The 19,852-nt window shown below is 74.9% G+C and carries 18 protein-coding genes, 1 pseudogene and 1 riboswitch; of the genes and pseudogenes, 10 read left to right on the forward strand and 9 right to left on the reverse strand.

Annotation, left to right across the window (positions count from 1 at the left end; translation table 11 throughout):
* Positions 1-3: 3 nt before the first annotated feature.
* The 5 genes from GCU60_RS08980 to GCU60_RS09000 all read left to right on the forward strand — a co-directional run bounded on the left by GCU60_RS08980 (position 4) and on the right by GCU60_RS09000 (position 5,163).
* Positions 4-1,518 carry a metallopeptidase TldD-related protein gene (locus GCU60_RS08980; protein WP_163204391.1) on the forward strand — a complete coding sequence of 505 codons (1,515 nt, stop codon included), beginning with the start codon at positions 4-6 and terminating at the stop codon, positions 1,516-1,518.
* The gene (locus GCU60_RS08985; RefSeq protein ID WP_163204393.1) at positions 1,515-2,903 is read left to right on the forward strand and encodes a metallopeptidase TldD-related protein; all 1,389 of its coding nucleotides are present in this window, start codon (positions 1,515-1,517) and stop codon (positions 2,901-2,903) included. The genes GCU60_RS08980 and GCU60_RS08985 overlap by 4 nt, the downstream gene beginning before the upstream one ends.
* Before the next feature lie 225 nt (positions 2,904-3,128).
* Complete coding sequence (locus GCU60_RS08990) at positions 3,129-3,431, forward strand: hypothetical protein (protein WP_163204395.1); 303 nt, start codon at positions 3,129-3,131, stop codon at positions 3,429-3,431.
* Between the two features lie 61 nt (positions 3,432-3,492).
* Positions 3,493-3,972: a hypothetical protein gene (locus GCU60_RS08995; protein WP_163204397.1), complete on the forward strand. Its 480-nt coding sequence runs from the start codon at positions 3,493-3,495 to the stop codon at positions 3,970-3,972.
* Between the two features lie 159 nt (positions 3,973-4,131).
* Positions 4,132-5,163, forward strand: a complete 1,032-nt coding sequence (locus GCU60_RS09000; protein ID WP_204261719.1) for a C40 family peptidase — start codon at positions 4,132-4,134, stop codon at positions 5,161-5,163.
* A gap of 24 nt (positions 5,164-5,187) precedes the next feature.
* On the opposite strand, the pseudogene GCU60_RS21560 reads toward GCU60_RS09000, so the two are convergent.
* Positions 5,188-5,586: pseudogene (locus GCU60_RS21560) on the reverse strand (YdeI/OmpD-associated family protein); the annotation flags it as partial.
* A gap of 257 nt (positions 5,587-5,843) precedes the next feature.
* Between GCU60_RS21560 and GCU60_RS09010 the strand changes: the two are divergent.
* The 3 genes from GCU60_RS09010 (at position 5,844) to gdhA (ending at position 8,872) form a co-directional block, all read left to right on the forward strand.
* Positions 5,844-6,584, forward strand: a complete 741-nt coding sequence (locus tag GCU60_RS09010; RefSeq protein WP_163204399.1) for a histidine phosphatase family protein — start codon at positions 5,844-5,846, stop codon at positions 6,582-6,584.
* A complete protein-coding gene (locus GCU60_RS09015) occupies positions 6,565-7,455 on the forward strand; it encodes an NAD(P)H-hydrate dehydratase (RefSeq protein WP_163204401.1) in 891 nt (296 codons plus the stop codon). Before GCU60_RS09010 ends, GCU60_RS09015 begins: the two co-directional genes overlap by 20 nt.
* Positions 7,456-7,522: 67 nt before the next feature.
* Positions 7,523-8,872 carry an NADP-specific glutamate dehydrogenase gene (gene gdhA, locus GCU60_RS09020; RefSeq protein ID WP_163204402.1) on the forward strand — a complete coding sequence of 450 codons (1,350 nt, stop codon included), beginning with the start codon at positions 7,523-7,525 and terminating at the stop codon, positions 8,870-8,872.
* A 5-nt stretch (positions 8,873-8,877) separates the two neighbouring features.
* Here gdhA and GCU60_RS09025 read toward each other — a convergent pair whose 3' ends face one another.
* Positions 8,878-9,549 carry an N-acetyltransferase gene (locus GCU60_RS09025; RefSeq protein ID WP_163204404.1) on the reverse strand — a complete coding sequence of 224 codons (672 nt, stop codon included), beginning with the start codon at positions 9,547-9,549 and terminating at the stop codon, positions 8,878-8,880.
* Positions 9,531-11,813 (reverse strand): hypothetical protein, encoded by a 2,283-nt coding sequence (locus tag GCU60_RS09030; protein WP_163204406.1) that lies wholly within the window; start codon positions 11,811-11,813, stop codon positions 9,531-9,533. The genes GCU60_RS09025 and GCU60_RS09030 overlap by 19 nt, the downstream gene beginning before the upstream one ends.
* 117 nt (positions 11,814-11,930) lie before the next feature.
* Here GCU60_RS09030 and GCU60_RS09035 point away from each other — a divergent pair, with 117 nt between their 5' ends.
* The gene (locus GCU60_RS09035; protein WP_163204408.1) at positions 11,931-12,464 is read left to right on the forward strand and encodes a DapH/DapD/GlmU-related protein; all 534 of its coding nucleotides are present in this window, start codon (positions 11,931-11,933) and stop codon (positions 12,462-12,464) included.
* Between the two features lie 6 nt (positions 12,465-12,470).
* On the opposite strand, the gene GCU60_RS09040 is transcribed toward GCU60_RS09035, so the two are convergent.
* The 4 genes from GCU60_RS09040 to GCU60_RS09055 are packed head-to-tail and all read right to left on the reverse strand — an operon-like array spanning position 12,471 to position 17,131.
* Positions 12,471-13,670: a cysteine desulfurase-like protein gene (locus GCU60_RS09040; RefSeq protein ID WP_163204410.1), complete on the reverse strand. Its 1,200-nt coding sequence runs from the start codon at positions 13,668-13,670 to the stop codon at positions 12,471-12,473.
* A gap of 11 nt (positions 13,671-13,681) precedes the next feature.
* The gene (locus tag GCU60_RS09045) at positions 13,682-14,749 is read right to left on the reverse strand and encodes a beta-eliminating lyase-related protein (protein WP_163204412.1); all 1,068 of its coding nucleotides are present in this window, start codon (positions 14,747-14,749) and stop codon (positions 13,682-13,684) included.
* A 5-nt stretch (positions 14,750-14,754) separates the two neighbouring features.
* Positions 14,755-15,837 (reverse strand): homoserine O-acetyltransferase MetX, encoded by a 1,083-nt coding sequence (gene metX, locus GCU60_RS09050; RefSeq protein WP_163204414.1) that lies wholly within the window; start codon positions 15,835-15,837, stop codon positions 14,755-14,757.
* A gap of 1 nt (position 15,838) precedes the next feature.
* A complete protein-coding gene (locus GCU60_RS09055; protein WP_163204416.1) occupies positions 15,839-17,131 on the reverse strand; it encodes a bifunctional o-acetylhomoserine/o-acetylserine sulfhydrylase in 1,293 nt (430 codons plus the stop codon).
* A 45-nt stretch (positions 17,132-17,176) separates the two neighbouring features.
* A riboswitch (SAM riboswitch) is annotated at positions 17,177-17,292 on the reverse strand.
* 87 nt (positions 17,293-17,379) lie between these two features.
* Here GCU60_RS09055 and GCU60_RS09060 point away from each other — a divergent pair.
* Complete coding sequence (locus GCU60_RS09060; protein WP_163204418.1) at positions 17,380-18,408, forward strand: zinc-binding dehydrogenase; 1,029 nt, start codon at positions 17,380-17,382, stop codon at positions 18,406-18,408.
* 8 nt (positions 18,409-18,416) lie between these two features.
* On the opposite strand, the gene GCU60_RS09065 is transcribed toward GCU60_RS09060, so the two are convergent.
* A complete protein-coding gene (locus tag GCU60_RS09065) occupies positions 18,417-18,917 on the reverse strand; it encodes a hypothetical protein (RefSeq protein ID WP_163204420.1) in 501 nt (166 codons plus the stop codon).
* Positions 18,914-19,807 (reverse strand): mechanosensitive ion channel domain-containing protein, encoded by an 894-nt coding sequence (locus GCU60_RS09070; protein WP_163204422.1) that lies wholly within the window; start codon positions 19,805-19,807, stop codon positions 18,914-18,916. The genes GCU60_RS09065 and GCU60_RS09070 overlap by 4 nt, the downstream gene beginning before the upstream one ends.
* Positions 19,808-19,852: the final 45 nt, after the last annotated feature.

Raw genomic sequence — 19,852 nt, forward strand, 5'->3', positions numbered from 1 at the left:
GCCGTGCCAGCACCCCGCGCCATCGACGAGGCGTTCCTCGCGCTGCCGCTGTCCGCGCTCACCGACGCCGCCCTCACCCGGGCGGTCGACCTCGGCTGCGAGCACGCCGATCTCCGCGTGGAGCGCATCCGCACCCAGGCCATCAGCCTCCGCGACGCCCGGCCCGAGGCGTTCACCCACGGGGAGGACCTCGGCCTCGCCGTCCGCGTGGTGCACGAGGGCACCTGGGGGTTCGCCGCCGGCGTCGTCCTCACCGCCGCCGAGGCCGTGCGCCTGGCGGAGGAGGCGGTCGCCGTCGCCCAGGTCGCGGCGGCGCTGAACCGCGACCGGGTGGAGCTGGCCCCGGAGCCGGTCCACGCCGACGTCGAGTACGTGTCGGCCTACGACGTCGACCCGTTCTCCGTCCAGGACGCCGACAAGACCGCCCTGCTCGCCGAGTTCTCCGAGCAGCTGCTGGCCGCCGACGGTGTCGAGCACGTGCAGGCGAGCTGCCTCCTGGTCAAGGAGCAGAAGTACTACGCCGACACCGCCGGCACCCGCACCCGCCAGCAGCGCGTCCGGCTGCACCCCGAGATCACGGCGCTGGCCGTCGACCGCACCACCGGCTCGTTCGAGAGCATGCGCACCCTCGCCCCACCGGCCGGCCGCGGCTGGGAGTACCTCACCGGCACCGGCTGGAACTGGGCCGCGGAACTCGCCGAGCTGCCCGAGCTGCTGCGCGAGAAGACCAAGGCGCCCTCGGTGCAGGCCGGCCGCTACGACCTCGTCGTCGACCCGTCCAACCTGTGGCTGACCATCCACGAGTCCATCGGCCACGCCACCGAGCTGGACCGGGCCCTGGGCTACGAGGCCGCCTACGCCGGCACCTCCTTCGCCACCGTCGACAAGCTGGGCACGCTGCAGTACGGCTCGCCGCTGCTCAACGTCACCGGCGACCGGACGGCGCTGCACGGCCTGTCCACGATCGGCTGGGACGACGAGGGCGTCGCCGGGCAGCAGTGGGACATCGTGCGGGACGGCGTCCTCGTGGGCTACCAGGTGGACCGCAACATGGCCCGGCTGCAGGGCATGGGCCGCTCCAACGGCTGCGCCTACGCCGACTCGCCCGGTCACGTCCCCGTGCAGCGGATGGCCAACGTGTCGCTGCGCCCCAGCCCCGACGGCCCGAGCACGCAGGAGATCATCGGCGGGGTCGAACGCGGCATCTACGTCGTCGGCGACAAGAGCTGGTCGATCGACATGCAGCGTTACAACTTCCAGTTCACCGGGCAGCGCTTCTACCGGATCGAGAACGGCCGGCTGGCCGGGCAGCTGCGCGACGTCGCCTACCAGGCCACGACGACGGACTTCTGGGGCTCGATGCGCGTCGTCGGCGGCCCGGAGACCTACGTCCTGGGCGGCGCCTTCAACTGCGGCAAGGCCCAGCCGGGGCAGACCGCGGCGGTCAGCCACGGCTGCCCGACCGCCCTGTTCGAGGGCGTCAACATCCTGAACACCGTCGAGGAGGCCGGGCGATGAGCGCTCAGCGCGCCCAGGACCTGGTGGAGCAGGCGCTGGCCGCCTCCACGGCCGACGGGCAGGTCACCTTCGTCGTCGAGGGCTCCGAGGCGAACCTGCGGTGGGCGGCCAACAGCCTGACCACCAACGGCGCCATGCGCTCCCGGCAGGTCGTCGTCGTCTCGTTCGTCGACGGCGGTGCCGGCATGGCCGCGGGCACGGTGACCCGCTCGGGCACGCCGGAGATCGCCGACCTCGTCGCGGCCAGCGAGCAGGCCGCCCGCGACGCCGGCCCGGCCGAGGACGCGATGCCGCTGGTGGGGGAGACCCCAGCGGATCCGGGCGACTGGGACGCCGACCCCGCGGAGACCTCCATCGGCGTCTTCGCCGACTTCGCGCCGGCGCTGGGGCAGGCCTTCGGCGAGGCGGCCGACCGGGGCGAGCTGCTCTTCGGCTTCGCCGAGCACCAGATGGCCACCACCTACCTGGGCAGCTCCACCGGTCTGCGGCTGCGCCACGACCAGCCCACCGGCCGGGTGGAGCTCAACGGCAAGACCCCGGACTTCGGGCGCTCCGTGTGGGCCGGCACCAGCACGCGGGACTTCGGTGACGTCTCGGTGGCCGGCCTCGCCGCCGAGGTGGAGCGCAAGATGGGCTGGTCGAAGCGGCGGATCGACCTGCCGGCGGGGCGCTACGAGACGCTGCTGCCGCCCTCGGCGGTCAGCGACCTGATGATCTACCTCTACTGGACGATGGAGGCCCGGGACGCCGACGAGGGCCGCAACGTCTTCGCCCGGCCCGGCGGCGGCAACCGCATCGGTGACCGGCTCGCCGCCCTGCCGCTGACGCTGCGCAGCGACCCGCGGTACCCGGGGCTGGAGGCCGCGCCGTTCCAGGTGGTCGGCGCCTCCTCGGGCGCGGCCTCGGTGTTCGACAACGGCATGGCCACCCCCGCGGTGAACTGGATCGAGAACGGCGTCCTCGCCAACCTGGTGCGGCCGCGCGCCTGGGCCCTGAAGACGACCGCGCCGGCCACGGCCGCCGTCGACAACCTGGTCCTCGAGGACCCGGCGGCGACCGCCACCCAGGAGGAGATGCTGGCCGCCACCGAGCGCGGCCTGCTGCTGACGACGCTCTGGTACATCCGCGAGGTCGACCCGCAGACCCTGCTGCTCACCGGGCTGACCCGTGACGGCGTCTTCCTGGTGGAGAACGGCGAGGTGACCGGGGCGGTGAACAACTTCCGGTTCAACGAGTCGCCGGTCGACCTCCTCGGCCGCGCCGTGCAGGCCGGGCGCACCGAGCGGACGTTGCCTCGGGAGTGGAACGACTGGTTCACGCGGACGGCGATGCCGACCCTGCGGGTGCCGGACTTCAACATGAGCAGCGTCAGCCCCGCCAGCTGAGGGTCGGCGCGCCGCCAGTTCGATAACAATTGCGCCAAGTGGATCACTGCACCCTGGCGGAAAGTGACGGCGACGACTCGTGGTCACCGCATTACGCTCGGTGGTGGAACACGAGCAAGAGTTCGCTTTACCCGAGGCCCGGTCCTGCCGAAACCTCCTGTAGCTCGGAAAGTTCCGCAGACCGCACGCAGGTCCCCTTCCCGGGGCCGTCGAGGGGAGGACTCCGTGAGCAGGAGTCGCAAGCCGTCCGTCTTCCAGGTGGGCAAGGTCCGCGACGACGGGCACACCGTCGTCATCTCCGGCTGGGGTCTCGGACTCTGTGCCGCGGCCTGCGCCTGCCACCGCCACCCGTCCGCCGGTCACCTGGCCATCGCCGAGGACCAGGCCGGCGGCTCCATCGGTCTGGTCAGCTTCCGCGAGGACGGCTGCGACTGCTGCGAGCCGTGGACCTCCGAGGAACTCTCGGCGATCCTGCGCGACTTCCAGGCCGTGTCCGGCCTGGAGGTCCAGGAGCCCCTCGCCGGCTGAGAACGACCCCGGCTCCGTCCCCGCGTGTGCGGGGGCGGAGCCGCCGGGTAAGGACGTCCCCATGGTGGGACGCGCTGCCCTGCGGGGCGCTCTGGCCGGCCTGGCCGGCGTCGCGGTGATGACGCTCGGCGAGAAGGTCGAGCAGGCGGTGACCGGCCGCCCGGACAGCTATGTCCCCGCGCGCACGCTCACCGCCCTCACCACCGGACGGCGGCTGCCGGAAACGTCGCGGCCGCCGGTCCGCAACCACCTCATGCACTGGGGCACCGGCGCCGCCGTCGGTGCCCTCCGTGGCATCTGGGCCGCGACCGGCCTGCGCGGCTGGCGGGCGTCGCTGTGGCACGCCTCCGTCCGGCTCGCCACCGACCAGACCCTGGAGAACGCCACCGGCGTCGGCGCGCCCCCCTGGACCTGGTCCCGGCGCGACCTGGTCGTCGACGTCGGCCACAAGGTCGTCTACTCCCTGGTCACCGGCGCCGTCGCCGACCGGCTGGTACCGCTCGCCCCCGACCGGGACGCCGCAGGCACCGCCCCCGCGTGACGGGTGGTGCACCGTGGGGCGGATGTGACGGGCGGGGTGCGCTCCCGGCCCCCGGCCCGCGCGCCGCCCACTACTTGTCGATACCGGCTCCCTACCGTCCGTGCTGACGCGCATGGTTGAAGCCCCCTTCCCCGGGCTCGGCGCGGGTGATCGGAGGCCATGGTGCAGTCGCAGCTCAGGACCACCCGTCGCCGTTCGCGCGCCGTCCTGGCGGCCGCCGCCGTCGTGACCGCCGCGACGGCCGTGCTCAGCCCCATGTCCGCGACCGCGGCCCCCGGCTCCGCCGCGGAGGCCGCGACGCTGATGGCCGAGGCCGCCCAGCAGCTGACCCAGGTCGAGGCGCAGGTCCACGAGGCCGAGGAGATCGTCGCCGCTCAGCAGGAGGCCGCCGCGACCGCCCAGGCCCAGGCCCAGGCCGCCCGCGACGCACTCGCGGTGCACGAGCCGCAGATCCGCGCGATCGTGCAGAGCAGCTTCACCGAGAAGACCCAGTCCCGCGTGGCGGCGTTCCTCACCAGCGACTCCGCGGACGACCTCGTCCAGCAGATGACGACGCTGGACATGATCGCCACCCACACCAACACGGTCATCTCCGCCGCCGCGGCCGCGCGAGCCGCAGCCGAGGAGGCGCAGCTGGTGGCTGACCAGGCCGCCGCCACCGCACGGGCCGGGCTCGACCAGCTCAAGGCCCAGGAGGCCGAGGTGGAGCGCCGGGCAGCCCAGTACCAGTCGGACTACGCCCGGCTGTCCGCGGCGGAACAGGACCGCGTCTCCAACCTCGTCTCCGGCCCGAAGCTGCGGGCGCCGTCGGTGGACGAACTGCCCGTCGCGCCGGGCAGCGCCGCGGCGACCGCCATCCAGGTCGCGCTGTCCAAGGTCGGCTCGCCCTACCGTCGGGGGGCCACCGGTCCCGATGCCTTCGACTGCTCCGGGCTCATGGCCTACGCCTACGCCGCCGCGGGCGTCACCCTGCCGTCCCGCACCAGCGCCGGCCTGTCCAAGATGGGCCCGCCGCTCTCCCGCGGCGAGCTGCAGCCCGGCGACCTGGTCTTCTACTACTCACCGATCAGCCACGTCGCCCTCTACATCGGTGACGGGATGATCGTCCACGCCCGCACCTACGGGACCCCGCTGTCGGTCACCACCGTCGACCAGGGCGGCTTCCGGTTCGGCGTCCGGCCCACCGGCTGAGCCGGCCGGGCCACCCGCCAGCGACTGCACGGCCGCGGCGATCCGCTTCGCGCGGGTGCCCGGGGTCGCCGCGGTCTGCACCCGCCACAGCACCGAGTACCGGTCGCCGCTGGTCAGCCCGTCGAACACCGCCCGGGCACCGGGTGCGGCGTCCAGGGCCGCCGCCAGGTCGTCGGGCACCGTGATGGTCGCCGGACCGGCGTAGGCGCGCTCCCACCGGCCGTCGGCCTTCGCCGCCTCCACCGCCGCCAGGCCCGCCGGCCGCATCCTGCCGTGCGCGGTCAGCCGTGCCACCGTCTCGACGTTCTTCAGCGACCACACGCTGCGCGGCCGCCGCGGGGTGATCCGCTGCAGGTACCAGGAATCGTCCAGCCGGTTGGCCCGGCCGTCGATCCAGCCGAAGCACAGCAGGACCTCCACCATCCCGGCCCAGTCGACCGAGGGGATCCCCGAACTCTTCTTGGCGATCCGCACGTACAACCCGGCGGCGCTGTCGTGGTGCTCCTCGAGCCATGCCTCGAGAGCGGCCTGGTCGGCGAACGCCAGCACCGGCAGGTCCGTGGGTTCCGTCACGCCGCCATCCTGCGCGAGGGGGGTGACGGTTTCGACGGTCGACGTCGCGGCTACCGGGCGTCGGGGTGGCCGCCCGTCCAGAGGTGCGGCCGAGGAGAGGGGACAGCGTGGGCGACCGGGGACCGGGACCGGCGGTGGTGTGGCTGGTCCGGCACGGGGAGAGCGTCGGGAACCTCGCCGATGCCCGGGCCCATGCCGACGGCGCCGGGCGCCTGGAACTCGACGTCCGCGATCCCGACGTCCCGCTCTCGGACACCGGCCGGTCGCAGGCCGAGGCGCTGGGCCGCCATCTCGCCTCCCTGCCCGCGGACCAGCGACCCACGGCCGTCCTCACCTCGCCGTTCGCCCGCGCCCTGAGCACCGCGCAGCTGGCCGTCGCGGGGCTGGACCTACCCCTGCGCGCCGACGAGCGGCTGCGCGAGCGCGACTTCGGGGCCTTCGACGGCATGACCGGGGCCGGGATCCGGGAGCAGTTCCCCGACGAGGCGCGCCGGCGGGACCTGCTGGGCAAGTTCTACTACCGCCCGCCGGGCGGCGAGAGCTGGGCCGACGTGGCCCAGCGCATCCGCAGCCTGCTGGCCACCGAGGCGCTCCGGCACGACGGCGACCGGCTGCTCGTCGTCGCCCACCAGGCGGTCGTGATGGTGTTCCGCTACGTCCTGGAGGGGCTCACCGAGCAGGAACTGCTCGACGTCGATGCGCGCGAGCAGGTCGCCAACGCCTCCCTCACCCGGTACGAGGCCGACGACGACGGCACGCTGCACCTGCACTCGTACAACGCCGTGGACCACCTGGTCGCCCGGTCCCAGGACGTCACCGAGGAGCCCGATGCCGCGCCCACTGCCTGAGCCGACACCCGTCACGCGCGAGATGCTGCGGGGCTGGCCGTTGCCGAAGCCCTCGGGCGGCAAGAACGCGCGCGGCTCCATCCTGGTGATCGGTGGCAGCACCGAAACCCTCGGTGCGGTCCTGCTGGCCGCCGAGGCCGCCATGCGGGTGGGCGCGGGCAAGCTGCAGGTCGCCACGGTGGAGTCCCTGGCGCCGTTCGCCGCGGCCGCGCTGCCCGAGGCCCTCGTCCGCGCGCTGCCCGAGACGCCGGACGGAGCGATCAGCGCGAAGGCCGCCGACATCGTGCGCGACCTCGCCGAGGCCGCCGACGCCGTCCTCATCGGGCCGGGCATGGCCGACACCGAGGAGACGCAGGCCTTCGGCGAGCGACTGCTGCCGCACCTGGAGGGGCCCCTCGCCCTGGATGCGCTGGGACTCGCCTGCGTGACCGCCGCCCCCGCCTGCCTGCACCACCTCGCCGGCCGGGTCGTGCTCACGCCGAACCCGACGGAGATCGCGTTCGCCCTGCACGTGGAGGAGGACGAGATCGAGGACGACCCGGCGGGCTCCGCGCTGGAACTCGCCGACCGCGCCCGGGCCGTCGTGGGGCTCGGGGGCGCGGTCTCCTGGATCGGCGCCCCGGACGGTGCGCTGTGGCGGGACGAGAGCGGGGAGGAGGGCCTCGGCGTCTCCGGGTCCGGCGACGTCCGCGCCGGGATCACCGGCGGCCTGCTGGCCCGCGGTGCCGACCCGGCGCAGGCCGCCGTCTGGGCCGCCTACCTGCACGGCCGGACCGGGGAGCGGCTCTCCTCGTCGGTGGGCCCGCTGGGCTTCCTGGCCCGCGAGCTGCCGGCGGAGATCCCGCGGGCGCTGGCCGAGATCATCGGCTGAGGGCCGGCAGCGGGCCGCGGGCCCCCGCGTACGTTCAGTTGACCGACCACAGCAGGAGGAGACCGGCGTGAACGGCGAGGTACCGGCGAGCGTCCAGGCCATCTACGACGAGGTGCTGCACCGCAACGCCGGGGAGACGGAGTTCCACCAGGCCGTCCGCGAGGTGCTGGAGTCGCTGGCCGTCGTGCTGGACCGGCACAGCGAGTACACCGAGATGAAGACCGTCCAGCGGATCTGCGAGCCGGAACGGCAGATCATCTTCCGCGTGCCGTGGCAGGACGACCGCGGCGAGGTGCAGATCAACCGCGGCTTCCGGGTGGAGTTCAACTCCGCACTCGGCCCGTACAAGGGCGGCCTGCGGTTCCACCCGTCGGTGAACCTGGGCATCGTCAAGTTCCTCGGCTTCGAGCAGATCTTCAAGAACGCGCTGACCGGGATGCCCATCGGTGGTGGCAAGGGCGGCTCCGACTTCGACCCCAAGGGCCGGTCGGACGCGGAGATCATGCGGTTCTGCCAGTCGTTCATGACCGAGCTCTACCGGCACCTGGGCGAGTACACCGACGTCCCGGCCGGGGACATCGGCGTCGGCGCGCGCGAGATCGGCTACCTGTTCGGCCAGTACAAGCGGATCACCAACCGCTACGAGTCCGGCGTCCTCACCGGGAAGGGCCTGGGCTGGGGCGGGGCGCTGGTCCGCACCGAGGCCACCGGGTACGGCGCGGCCTTCTTCGCCGAGGCGATGATGAAGGTGCGGGGCGAGTCGTTCGACGGCAAGCGGGTCGTGGTGAGCGGCTCGGGCAACGTCGCCGTCTACGGGATCGAGAAGGTCCACCAGCTCGGCGGTACGGCCGTGGCCTGCTCGGACTCCAGTGGCTACGTCGTGGACGACAAGGGCATCGACCTCGAGCTGCTCAAGCAGATCAAGGAGGTCGAGCGGGGCCGGATCGCCGACTACGCGCAGCGCCGGGAGTCCGCCGACTTCGTCGCCGGCGGCAGCATCTGGGACGTGCCCTGCGACGTCGCGATGCCCAGCGCCACGCAGAACGAGCTCGACGGCGACGCCGCCGCCGTGCTGGCCGGCAACGGGTGCCGGTACGTGGTGGAGGGCGCCAACATGCCGGCCACGCCGGAAGCCGTGGACGTGTTCCGCGAGGCCGGGGTCGGGTTCGCGCCCGGCAAGGCGGCCAACGCCGGGGGCGTGGCGACCTCGGCCCTGGAGATGCAGCAGAACGCCTCGCGGGACCGCTGGACCTTCGAGCACAGCGAGGCGCGGCTGGCCGAGATCATGCGCGACATCCACGCCCGGTGCCACGAGACGGCCGAGGAGTACGGCTCACCGGGCGACCTCGTGCTCGGCGCGAACGTGGCGGGTTTCCTGCAGGTGGCCGAGGCGGTGCACGCCCACGGCCTGATCTGAGCCGGTCAGGCGGTCAGCGGCGGGGCGGCGACCGACTCCCCGGCCGCCGCGGTGAACAGCGCCGCCGCCTCGGGGTCGGCGGGGAGCTCCTCCCCGCCGGCCGCGAAGAGCCGCTCGAGGAAGGTGCGGACGGCGGGCCCGTCGACCGCGTCGGCGCCGCGCAGCAGCTCCGGGGCGGCGTGCAGGGCGAGCAGCAGCAGGTGCGGCACCCGGGGGGCGCCAGGGCGCAGCGCCGGCTGGACGTAGGGCAGGTCGAGCCGCCGCGCACCGCGGCGGGCGTAGAACCGCAGCCGCGCGAGCGGGTCCCCCCGGCCGGGGGACGCGGCGTGGTGCCCGGGCTCCTCGACCTCGGCGAGCACCAGGCAGGGGTCGTGGCGAGCGGTCCACCGGGCGATCGCGGCGTCCAGCAGTCGGCCGCCGTGCCCGGCGGACCGGGCGTCGGCCCGGGCGGCCAGGTAGGACAGCAGCACGACGCCCGCGTCCGGGAAGAACTCCGCCACGGCGACCGCGAGGTGCCCACCCCGGTCGCGGAGCGCGAGCACCTCGGCCGTCCCCGCGGCCACCGACCGGACCAGCTCGTCGGCGTCCACCAGCTCCTCGGGCGGGAACGCGGGAACCAGCAGGCCGGCGTGCACGGCCCGCAGCTCAGCCGGATCGGTCAGCACGGCGGGTCGCACCGGGCACCTCCTGCGCATCGGTCGGTTGCGGTCAGCCGGTGGGTGATCGCGCCGGTGGCGGCCGCGGTGAGCAGCGCGAAGCCGGCCAGCAGGGCCGACCGCCAGCCGGTGAGGGCGTACCCCGCCTGCAGCAGGGAGAAGATGCCCGAGATGCCGACCGCGGCGACCGCGGCGAGCAGGATGTCCATCCGCCGCCGGCCCCGTGCCTCGTCGTCCGCCTGCCGGGCCCGGGCGGTCGCCTCCTGCTCGCGCCGCCGGTCCTCGGCCAGCTCCTGGCGCCGCCGCACCGAGCTGTCGATGAGCGCCCAGGCGCGGTCGCCCACGACGTCCTCGACCGTGCCCACGAAGTCCGCCCGCGCCCGGTCGAAGCCGGCGGCGGCCAGCAGGTGGTCCAGCGTCGTCCGCATCACCGGGGAGGTCACCAGCGACGGGGCGGTGATGAACATCAGGCGCAGCCGGGCGGCCATCACGAACAGCTGCATGGCGTGCTGGGCGGCCTCGAGGTCCCGCTGGGTGCCGTCGAGGAACGGCAGGTCCCAGGCCCCCTCGGCCGGCCGTCGCGCGATCTCCTCCTGCAGTCGTTCCATCTCCCGGTTGATCCGGTAGTAGTGGTCGGCGAGCTCCACCTGCCAGCCGGCGAACAGGCCGTCCAGCGTGGCCACGAACTCGGCTGCCTCCTGCACCGCGTCCACCATGTAGCTCGGCGCCCTCGGGCAGGCCAGCGCAGTGGTGTTGGCGGTGCGCAGCACCAGCCCTTCGACCATCCCCGGGGCGTCGATGGCGGTGGCGGCGTCGGGCCGGTAGCCGGCCCACTCGGCGATCGCGCTGACGCCGTGCCGCACCGGGTGGCCGAGCAGGGCGCCGCCCACCAGCGCCCGCAGCCGCTCCGGGTCCTCCACGGGCACCGGGGGCCGGCCCGGTACGAGTGCTTCGGCCCGCTCGACGCGGGTGAGCACGTGGTAGGCGCCGGCGCGGGTGCTCACCGCCACCGAGTCCTCCCGCGTGTGCTCGGCGAACTGGCCGCAGAGGTCCGCGCAGATCGCCGCCGCCAGATCGCTGAGCCGGCCCCATTCCAGCCCCGGGAGGCCGTCGGCGGGCACCAGCGGCGTCCCGAGCTCGCGCAGGTCCGCCGCCTCGGGCGCGGCTCGGACCTGGGCCGCGTACAGCGCCTGCGGGCCCGCCTCGCTCAGCGGGGCGACGATGCGGACGCAATGGTTGCCCAGCTCGGTCAGGCGCACCTCCACCCGCAACCGGTGCGGCTCCCCGAGGTCGGCGTCGGGCAGGAGCACGTCGGGCAGGACCAGCGCGGCGCCGGCGTACTGCCGGCCCAGCGGGTCGTTGCCCTTCCAGACGTCGTTGAGCGGCAGCTCCCGCTCGACCCCGGTCACCGGCATCCCGGCCAGGGTCCAGCGGGCGCCCGTGCCGCGCACGGCGCGCACGGCGGCCCCGGGCGTCACCCCGCGCAGGCCGAAGGGGTAGAGGTGGACGACGCTGCCGGCGGCCACCCGCAGCGCCGGGGCCTGCGCGTCGCGCAGCGCCTCCAGCGACGCCCGGTGCGCGCGGAGCTCCCCCCGGGCGACGTCGTCCGCGGCGAACCGGGCCTCGGCGCGGGCCAGGACGGCGACGGCGTCGGCCAGGACGTCGTCCCCCGCCGCCGGGTACCCGCTGACCGCCCGGGCCGCGATGGCGACGGCCCGGTAGTAGTCCGCCTCGGCGTCGGCGACCTCGGCGGTGTGCTCGCTCAGCGGGTCGCCGGCCCGGTCGGAGCACAGGGCGGCGACCTCGGCAGCCACGGTGGCCGTCGCGGCGGCGTGCTCGGCCAGCACGACCAGGCTGCCCGAGGCCGCCGCGGCCTCGACGAGCATCTCCCGGCCGACCAGCGCGAGCAGCGCCCACTCGCCCTCGGCTGCGCCGCCGTCGGCCGGGCGGGCGGCCAGCGCGGTGTCGATGACCGCCTGGACCGGGCCGTGCTCCCAGGAGACCTCCCAGGCGGCCTCGCAGTCCGCCCGCAGGCAGAGCGCGAGCAGCCCGCCGGCGGTCCGCTCGCCGGCCGTCAGGCGCACCGCGGTCCGGAGCGCGTCGGCCGCGGCGGCGGAGAGGCCGCCGTCGGCGCGGTCGGCGTTCCACCGGCCGAGGCCGCCGAGTGCGGCCAGCTGGTCGCGGGGCATGCCGGCCGAGGTGACGACCTCGCCGAGCCAGGCCCGCGCGGGGGCGGTGTCCCCGTCGTCGAGCGGCTCCAGCAGGTCGCCGGCCAGGCTGGTCATCGCGAAGGTCCACCGTTCTCGTGCAGGTCAGCGGATGCTATGCCGCGGCTCCGGCCGGTCCGGCCTCCCGCGCGGGGAGGGTGGCCGGAACCCCGCCGGCTGTGCTGTGGTGGGTGGGTGAGCGACGCATTTCTCGGTGCCCTGGAGTTCGGCTCCCCGCAGATCGACGACGAGGCCTTCGTGGCGCCCACGGCGGTCGTGGTCGGGGCGGTGACGATGGGGCCGCGCTCGAGCATCTGGTACGGCGCGGTGGCCCGGGCCGACGCCGAGGTGATCGAGATCGGTGCGGACTCCAACATCCAGGACGGCTGCACGCTGCACTCCGACCCCGGCTTCCCGCTGGTCGTCGGCGAGCGGGTGTCCGTCGGCCACCGGGTGGTGCTGCACGGCGCCCGCATCGACGACGACGTGCTGGTCGGCATGGGCAGCATCGTCATGAACGGCGCGCACATCGGCTCGGGCTCGATCGTGGCCGCCGGCGCCGTCGTCACCCAGGGCAAGGTCTTCCCGCCCCGCTCGCTCATCGCCGGGGTCCCGGCGAAGGTGCTGCGCGAGGCCACCGACGACGACCAGCTGCACATCCAGGGCAACGCGATCAGCTACACCGACCGGCTGGACGCAGCCCGGCAGGTGCGCCGGCTGGAGGGCTGACGTCGCTCAGCCGGCGAGCCACTCGCGCAGGCCGGTGAGCAGCCGGTCGACGTCGTCGTCGTCGCTGTAGGGGGCCAGGCCGACCCGCAGCCCGCCGGGATCGCCGAGCCCGAGCCACCGGCTCGCCTCGATCGCGTAGAAGGAGCCGGCCGGTGCGTTGACGCCCCGGCCGGCGAGGAACCGGTAGGCCTCCGCGGCATCGCGACCCTCGAACGTGAGCAGCAGCGTCGGGGTGCGCTCGGCGGCCCGCGACCACAGCCGGACGCCGGGCAGCTGCGCGAGCCCGGCCTCCAGGCGCTCGCGGAGCCGGTCCTCGTGCTCCTCGATCGCGGTCATCGCCGCGACCAGCCGCTCCCGGCGGGACCCGGCGCCCCCCAGGTCGGCGAGGAAGCCGACGGCCGCCGTCGTCCCGGCCAGCAGCTCGTAGGGCAGCGTGCCCAGCTCGAAGCGCTCGGGCACGGCTTCCGACGACGGCAGCAGCTTGCCCGGCCGCAGGCCGGCCAGCAGCGCGGGATCGGCGGCCAGGACGCCGCAGTGCGGGCCGAGGAACTTGTACGGCGAGCACAGGTACACGTCGGCGCCCAGGGCCGGGACGTCGACCGGCGCGTGCGCGGTCAGGTGCACGCCGTCGACGACGAGCAGCGCCCCGACCGCGTGCACCCGCTCGGCGATCGCCGGGAGCGGCGGGCGGGTGCCGATCAGGTTGGACGCCCCGGTCACCGCGACCACCCGGGTGCGGTCGCTGAGCACCGCGGCGACGTCGTCGGCGGTCAGCTCGCCGGTGGCCGGGTCGAAGGCCGCCCACCGCACCGTCGCCCCGGCCGCCTCCGCGGCCAGCACCCACGGGCGGATGTTCGCGTCGTGGTCGAGCCGGGTGACGACCACCTCGTCCCCGGGCCCCCAGCCCGCCGCCATCGTGCGGGCCAGGTCGAAGGTGAGCGCGGTGGCGCTGCGCCCGAACACGACGCCGCCGGCGTCGACGCCCAGCAGGTCGGCCATCGCCGCCCGCGCCGCGAGCACCGTGGCGTCGGCCGTCCGCTCGGCCTCGGTGACCGAGCCGCGGTTGCTGATCGGTGCGGTCAGGGTCGCGGCGACCGCCTGGGCGACGGCGGTGGGCACCTGCGTGCCGCCGGGACCGTCGAAGTGCGCGGTGCCGCTGCTCAGGGAGGGGAAGCAGGCGCGGAGGGCGGCGACGTCGAGGCTCACGGCCGCCGACGCTAGCCGCGGCCTGCCAGCGCGGCGATCGCGGCCCGGATGTCGGCGACGCCGAGGGCCAGCGTCGCGTCGCCCACCGGCAGCTCCACCCGCACGACGGCGGGGTCGCCGGTGGGCATCGCCTGCGGCCAGGTCCACAGCCCGTCCTCGGCGAGGGTGCGGGCCGCGGCGGTGAAGGCCTCCGGGGTCGTGCGCAGCAGCAGGTGCAGCATCGGCGTCTGCGGCGGGTCGGGGACGACGGTGACGCCCGGCAGGTCGCGGACGGCGTCGGCCACCTCGCGGGCACGCGCCAGGTAGGCCGGCATCAGCGGCAGCCGGCGGCGCAGCGAGGTCAGCGCCGACGCCGCACCGGGCCACATCCCGAACAGCGTGCCGCCCAGCCGGCGCCGCCACTCCCGGACCTGCGCGACGACGTCGTCCGGCCCGGCCAGGCAGCACCCGGCCAGGGCGCCGATGCCCTTGTAGAAGCTCACGTAGGCGGTGTCGAACAGCCCGGCGATCTCGGCGGGGGTGCGGTCGTAGCCGGCGGAGGCCTCCCACAGCCGGGCGCCGTCCAGGTGCGCGGCCGCGCCCCGCTGCCGGGCCCAGGCGACCTGCTCCACCAGGTCGTCCCAGGGCGGGAGCCGGCCGCCCAGGTCGCGCTGCGGCAGCTCCACCAGCAGCGCGGCCGGCTGCTCGGCGACGGCGTCGAGGTCGGCCCGCAGCAGCGGCCGGTACCGGTTGCCCACCGGGCGCAGGACCATGCCGTGCAGCCGCTCGAACGCCTGCTCCTCGTGCCGGATCAGGTGGCTCTCCGGGTGGCAGACCACGGTGCGCCGGCCGCGGGCGTCGGCGTGCACCCGCAGCGCCGCCTGCTGGGCCATCACGCCGCTGGGCAGGTACACCGCCGCGGGCATGCCGAGCAGCTCGGCGACCTCGGCCTCCAGCTCTGCGACGACACCGCCGTCGCCGTACCGGTCGGGGGCGGAGCCGGGCGGGATCGTGGCCAGCAGCTGGTCGGCCCGCCACTCACCGTGCCCGGTCAGCGAGCGGTCGCAGCCGGCGCGCAGGGCGGTGAGGTCGTCGTCCACGCCGGTCAGCCTGCCCCGTCGAGCAGTTCGCGCAGCAGGGCCCCGACGGCGTCGGCCTCCAGGAGGAAGCCGTCGTGGCCGTAGGGGGAGGAGATGAGCCGCAGCGGGACGCCGAGTGCGTCGGCCACCCGCTGCTGCTGCTCCGGCGGGTACAGCCGGTCGGTGTCCACCCCGGCCACCAGCGCGCGGGTCGTGACCCCGGCCAGGGCCGCCTCGACACCGCCCCGGCCGCGGCCGACGTCCCAGCTGTTCATCGCCTCGGTCAGCACCACGTAGCTGCCGGCGTCGAACCGGCCGGACAGCTTGTCGGCGTGGTGGTCGAGGTAGGAGGCCACGGCGTACCGGCCGTCGGCCTGCACCGTGCTGCCGAAGCGGGCCTCCAGCTCCAGCCCGCTGCGGTAGGTCAGGTGCGCGATGCGCCGGGCCACGCCCAGGCCGTCGACCGGCGGGTCGTCGAGCGGGTAGTCCCCGCCCCGCCAGCGCGGATCGGCCCGGACGGCGGCCTGCTGGGTGGTCTGGGTGCCGATCTGGTCGGCGGAGGCGACGGCGGCCGAGGCGAGGAAGAACAGCGCGTCGACCCGCTCGGGCTCGGCGACCGCCCACTCCAGCGCCCGCATGCCGCCCATCGAGCCGCCCACGACCGCGGCCCAGCGGTCGATGCCGAGCGCGTCGGCCAGCGCGACCTCGACACGCACCTGGTCGCCGACCGTCACCTCGGGGAAGCGGGCGCCCCAGTGCCCGCCGTCCGGGGCGCGCGACGACGGGCCGGTCGTCCCCTGGCAGCCGCCGAGCACGTTGGCGCAGACGACGAACCACCGGTCGGTGTCCAGCGCCTCCCCTGGGCCGACCAGGCCGCTCCACCAGCCCGCGGTCGCATGACCGGGTCCGGCGTCGCCGACGACGTGGCTGTCCCCGGTGAGCGCGTGCTCGACGAGGACGGCGTTCGAGGCGTCCGGGGCGAGCGTCCCCCACGTCTCGTAGGCGACGCGGATGCCGGGCAGGCTGCCGCCGCGCTCCAGCGGGAAGGTGCCGGGCAGGTCGAGGAAGAGCCGGTCGCCGACCGGATCCCCCTCGGCCCACCCGGCCACGTCAGGCGGTCTTCGCCGCGCGGAAACCGGCCTCGAGGTCGGCGATGATGTCCTCGATGCCCTCCAGGCCGACGGCCAGCCGCACCAGGCCCGGGGTGACGCCGGTGGTGAGCTGCTCCTCGGGGGTCAGCTGCGAGTGCGTCGTCGAGGCCGGGTGGATCACCAGGCTGCGCACGTCTCCGATGTTGGCGACGTGGCTGTGCAGCTCGAGCGCCTCGACGAACTTCTGGCCGGCCTCGCGCCCGCCGTGCAGCTCGAAGGTCAGCACCGCGCCGGCGCCCTTGGGGGCGTACTTCTGCTGGGCGGCGTGCCACGGGGAGGACTCCAGCGCCGGGTAGTTGACCCGGTCGACCTCGTCGTGCGCCTGGAGGAACTCGGCCACGCGGGTGGCGTTCTGGACGTGCCGCTCCATGCGCAGCGACAGGGTCTCGATGCCCTGGACGACGAGGAAGGCGTTGAACGGGCTGATGGCCGGGCCGAGGTCGCGGAGCAGCTGCACCCGGGCCTTGAGCGCGAAGGCCGGCGCACCGAGGTCGGCGTAGACCACCCCGTGGTACGTCGGGTCCGGGGTGGTGAACATCGGGTGCCGGCCGCCGGTCCAGTCGAACCGCCCGCCGTCGACGATGATCCCGGCGATGGCCGTGCCGTGGCCGCCCAGGTACTTGGTGGCGGAGTGGACGACGACGTCGGCACCGAACTCGAAGGGCCGGATGAGGAACGGCGTCGCGATGGTGTTGTCCACGATCAGCGGGACGCCGTTGCGGTGCGCGACCGCCGAGACGGACTCGATGTCGAGGATGTCGCCCTTGGGGTTGCCGATCGTCTCGGCGTAGAACGCCCGGGTGTTCTCCTGCACGAGTGCCTGCCAGGCCTCCGGGTCGTCCGGGTTCTCCACGAAGGAGACCGTGATGCCCATCTTCGGCAGCGAGTGGTGCAGCAGGTTGTAGGTGCCGCCGTACAGCGACGCCGACGCCACGACGTGGTCGCCGGACTCGGCGAGGTTCAGGATCGACAGCGTCGTCGCCGACTGGCCGCTGGACACCGCCAGCGCGGCCACGCCGCCCTCGAGGGAGGCCACGCGCTGCTCCAGCGCGTCCTGCGTCGGGTTCATGATCCGCGTGTAGATGTTGCCCATCTCGGCCAGCGCGAACAGGTCCGCGGCGTGCTGGCTGTCGCGGAACTGGTAGGCGGTGGTGGCGTAGATGGGCAGCGCCCGGGCGCCGGTCGTCGGGTCGGGGCTCGTGCCGGCGTGGATCTGCCGGGTCTCGAAGCTCCAGGCCTGGGGGTCGGTCATGCGCCGTCTCCTCATCGCTCACGGGAGATCCCGCGGCGCGCAGGAGCTCCGTCCTTGCCGGGCGGCGGTCGCCGTCCAGCCGGCTCTTCCCCTGGAGCACCTCAGACGGAGTTGAGGTTGCCGGGCAGCCAGCCAGGTGCTTCGCGCTGCCTCTCAGGAGCCAGGCGGAATCTTAGGGGATCGGTGTCCCACGTGAAACATCCGTCCCACGGATCGGTCGCCGTGGCCGCCAGGGGAGGCTGGGGTCCGTGCGCGCGCTCCTCTTCGAGTCCTTCGGTGGTCCGCTCTCGGTGCGGGACGTCCCCGACCCCGAGCCGCGGCCGGGCGGCGTCGTGGTCCGGGTGGGCGCCAGCGGCATCTGCCGGAGCGACTGGCACGCCTGGCAGGGGCACGACGCCGACGTCGTCCTGCCGCACGTGCCCGGGCACGAGCTGGCCGGCACGGTGGCGGCGGTGGGCGACGGCGTCGGAAACTGGCGGGTCGGTGACCGGGTGACCGTCCCCTTCGTGAACGCGTGCGGTCGCTGCGCGCAGTGCGCCGCCGGGGAGCACCAGGTGTGCGCCCGGCAGACCCAGCCCGGCTTCACCCACTGGGGCTCGTTCGCCGAGCTCGTCGCCCTCGACGCCGCGGACGTGAACCTGGTCGCGGTGCCCGAGGAGCTCGACCTCGCCACGGCGGCGGCCCTGGGCTGCCGCTATGCCACCGCCTTCCGGGCGGTCGTCCGGATCGGCCGGGTGCGGGCGGGGGAGTGGGTCGCCGTGCACGGCTGCGGCGGGGTCGGCCTCTCCGCCGTCCAGATCGCGGCGGCCGCCGGCGCCCGCGTCGTCGCCGTCGACGTCGCTCCCGATGCGCTGGCACTGGCCCGCGCTCTCGGCGCCGAGCACGCCGTGGACGGCGCGGGCGACGTGCCGGCCGCCGTTCTCGAGCTGACCGGCGGCGGGGCGCACCTCTCCCTCGACGCGCTGGGTGCCCCGGTCACCTGCGCCAACTCCGTCCTGAGCCTGCGTCCACGCGGGCGTCACGTGCAGGTGGGGCTGCTGCCGCCGGAGCAGGGACGGGCCGACGTGCCGATGGCGCGGGTCGTCGCCCTGGAGCTGGAGGTCCTGGGCAGCCATGGCATGGCTGCACACGCCTATCCGGAGCTGCTCGGGCTGATCGCCGCCGGCCGGCTCGACCCGCGGCCGCTGATCACCCGCGAGCTCCCGCTCGGCGAGGCCGGTGCAGCCCTCGCCGAGGTGGGACGGCGGCCCGGCATCGCCGTCGTGACGTCGTTCTGAGCCGTCGCTCAGCCCGTCGGGGAGTCCGGAACGGTCTCGTCGGTGGTGTCCTCGGCCGGTGCCGACGGCGTCGTGCCCGCCGTCGGCTCCGGGGTCGTGGACGTCGCCGGGGCGCTGGTGCGGCTCGGGGACGTCGTCGCCGGCGCGCTGGTCGTCGGGCGCGGGGCGGTGGTGGTCGGTGCCGGTTCGGTCTCCGCCGGCTCCGTCTCCTCGGGGAGGCCGGGCACCACGGGGGCGTTGACGTCGGCGGGTTCGCTGGGCGTCCGTGGAGTGCCGTCCGTCGGCGGGCGGACGTTGAGCCAGAGCGCGAAGACCGCCACGAACAGCACGCCGAGGACGACCGTGGAGGTGCGGGCGCGCCCCAGGTGGTGGGGCACCGCGGACCACCAGCGGTTGCGGGGGGCGACGTCGGGGGTCGTGCTGTCCGCCCCGGCGGGAGCGGTGCTCACCGAGGGGCCGGCGGGCGCGTCCGGCGTCGTCGGGGTGCGGTCCTGGGCCGGCTCGGTCATCGGATCCCCTCCTGCACCGTGGTGGCGTCGTCCTCGTCCTGGGTGGTGGTCGGCTGCGGCACCTGCATGCCCTGGCTGCGGAAGGCCTGGACCACCCGGGCGCGCAGGTCGCGGCCCACCTCGAACTGCTTGCCGGGCAGCGTGCGCGCGACGACGCGCACGTTGACCTCGTCCAGGCCGAGCGTCTCCACGCCCATGACGGTGGGCGGGTCCAGCAGCAGCGGGCGCATCGCCGGGTCGCGGAACGCCTCCCGCCCGACCTGGCGGAGGATCTCGTTGGCCCGGTTGACGTCCACGCTGGTCGGCACCGGCACGTCGACGACGGCGCGGGCCCAGTCGCGGGACAGGTTCACGACCTTGACGATCTGCCCGTTGGGCACCGTGACGACCTCGCCGTCGGGGGAGCGGACGCGGGTCACCCGGAGCGTGACGTCCTCCACCGTGCCGGTGGCCGGGTCGCCGCCGCCGACCACCTGGATGGAGACGACGTCGCCGAAGCCGTACTGCCGCTCGGTGATGATGAAGAAGCCGGCCAGCACGTCGCCGACGATGCGCTGGGCGCCGAAGCCCAGCCCGACGCCGAGCACCGTGGCCGGGGCGACCAGGCCGGTGATCGGCACGCCGATCCGGTCGAGCACGAAGAACACCGCGATCGAGTAGATGAGCACGATCGCCGCCCAGGTGAGCACCTGGGTGAGCGAGTGCCGGTGCTTCGCGGCCTCGGAGCGCACGAGGGCGTCGCCGCCGGTGGAGTTGCGGTCGATCCGGTCGGTGACCCGCGTGCCGGCCCAGGAGACGAACCGCGCCAGCAACACGGACCCGAGGATGATCAGCACCACCTCGAGACCGCGGCCGGACAGCCAGTCGAGCACGTCTCTCAATGCGGCCACGGGCGAAGCACTCCGATCGTCGGGGGAAGAGTCGACCCCTCCACC

Origin of the sequence: Blastococcus saxobsidens (assembly GCF_010682065.1) — a bacterium.
Classification (GTDB): Bacteria; Actinomycetota; Actinomycetes; order Mycobacteriales; family Geodermatophilaceae; genus Blastococcus; species Blastococcus saxobsidens_B.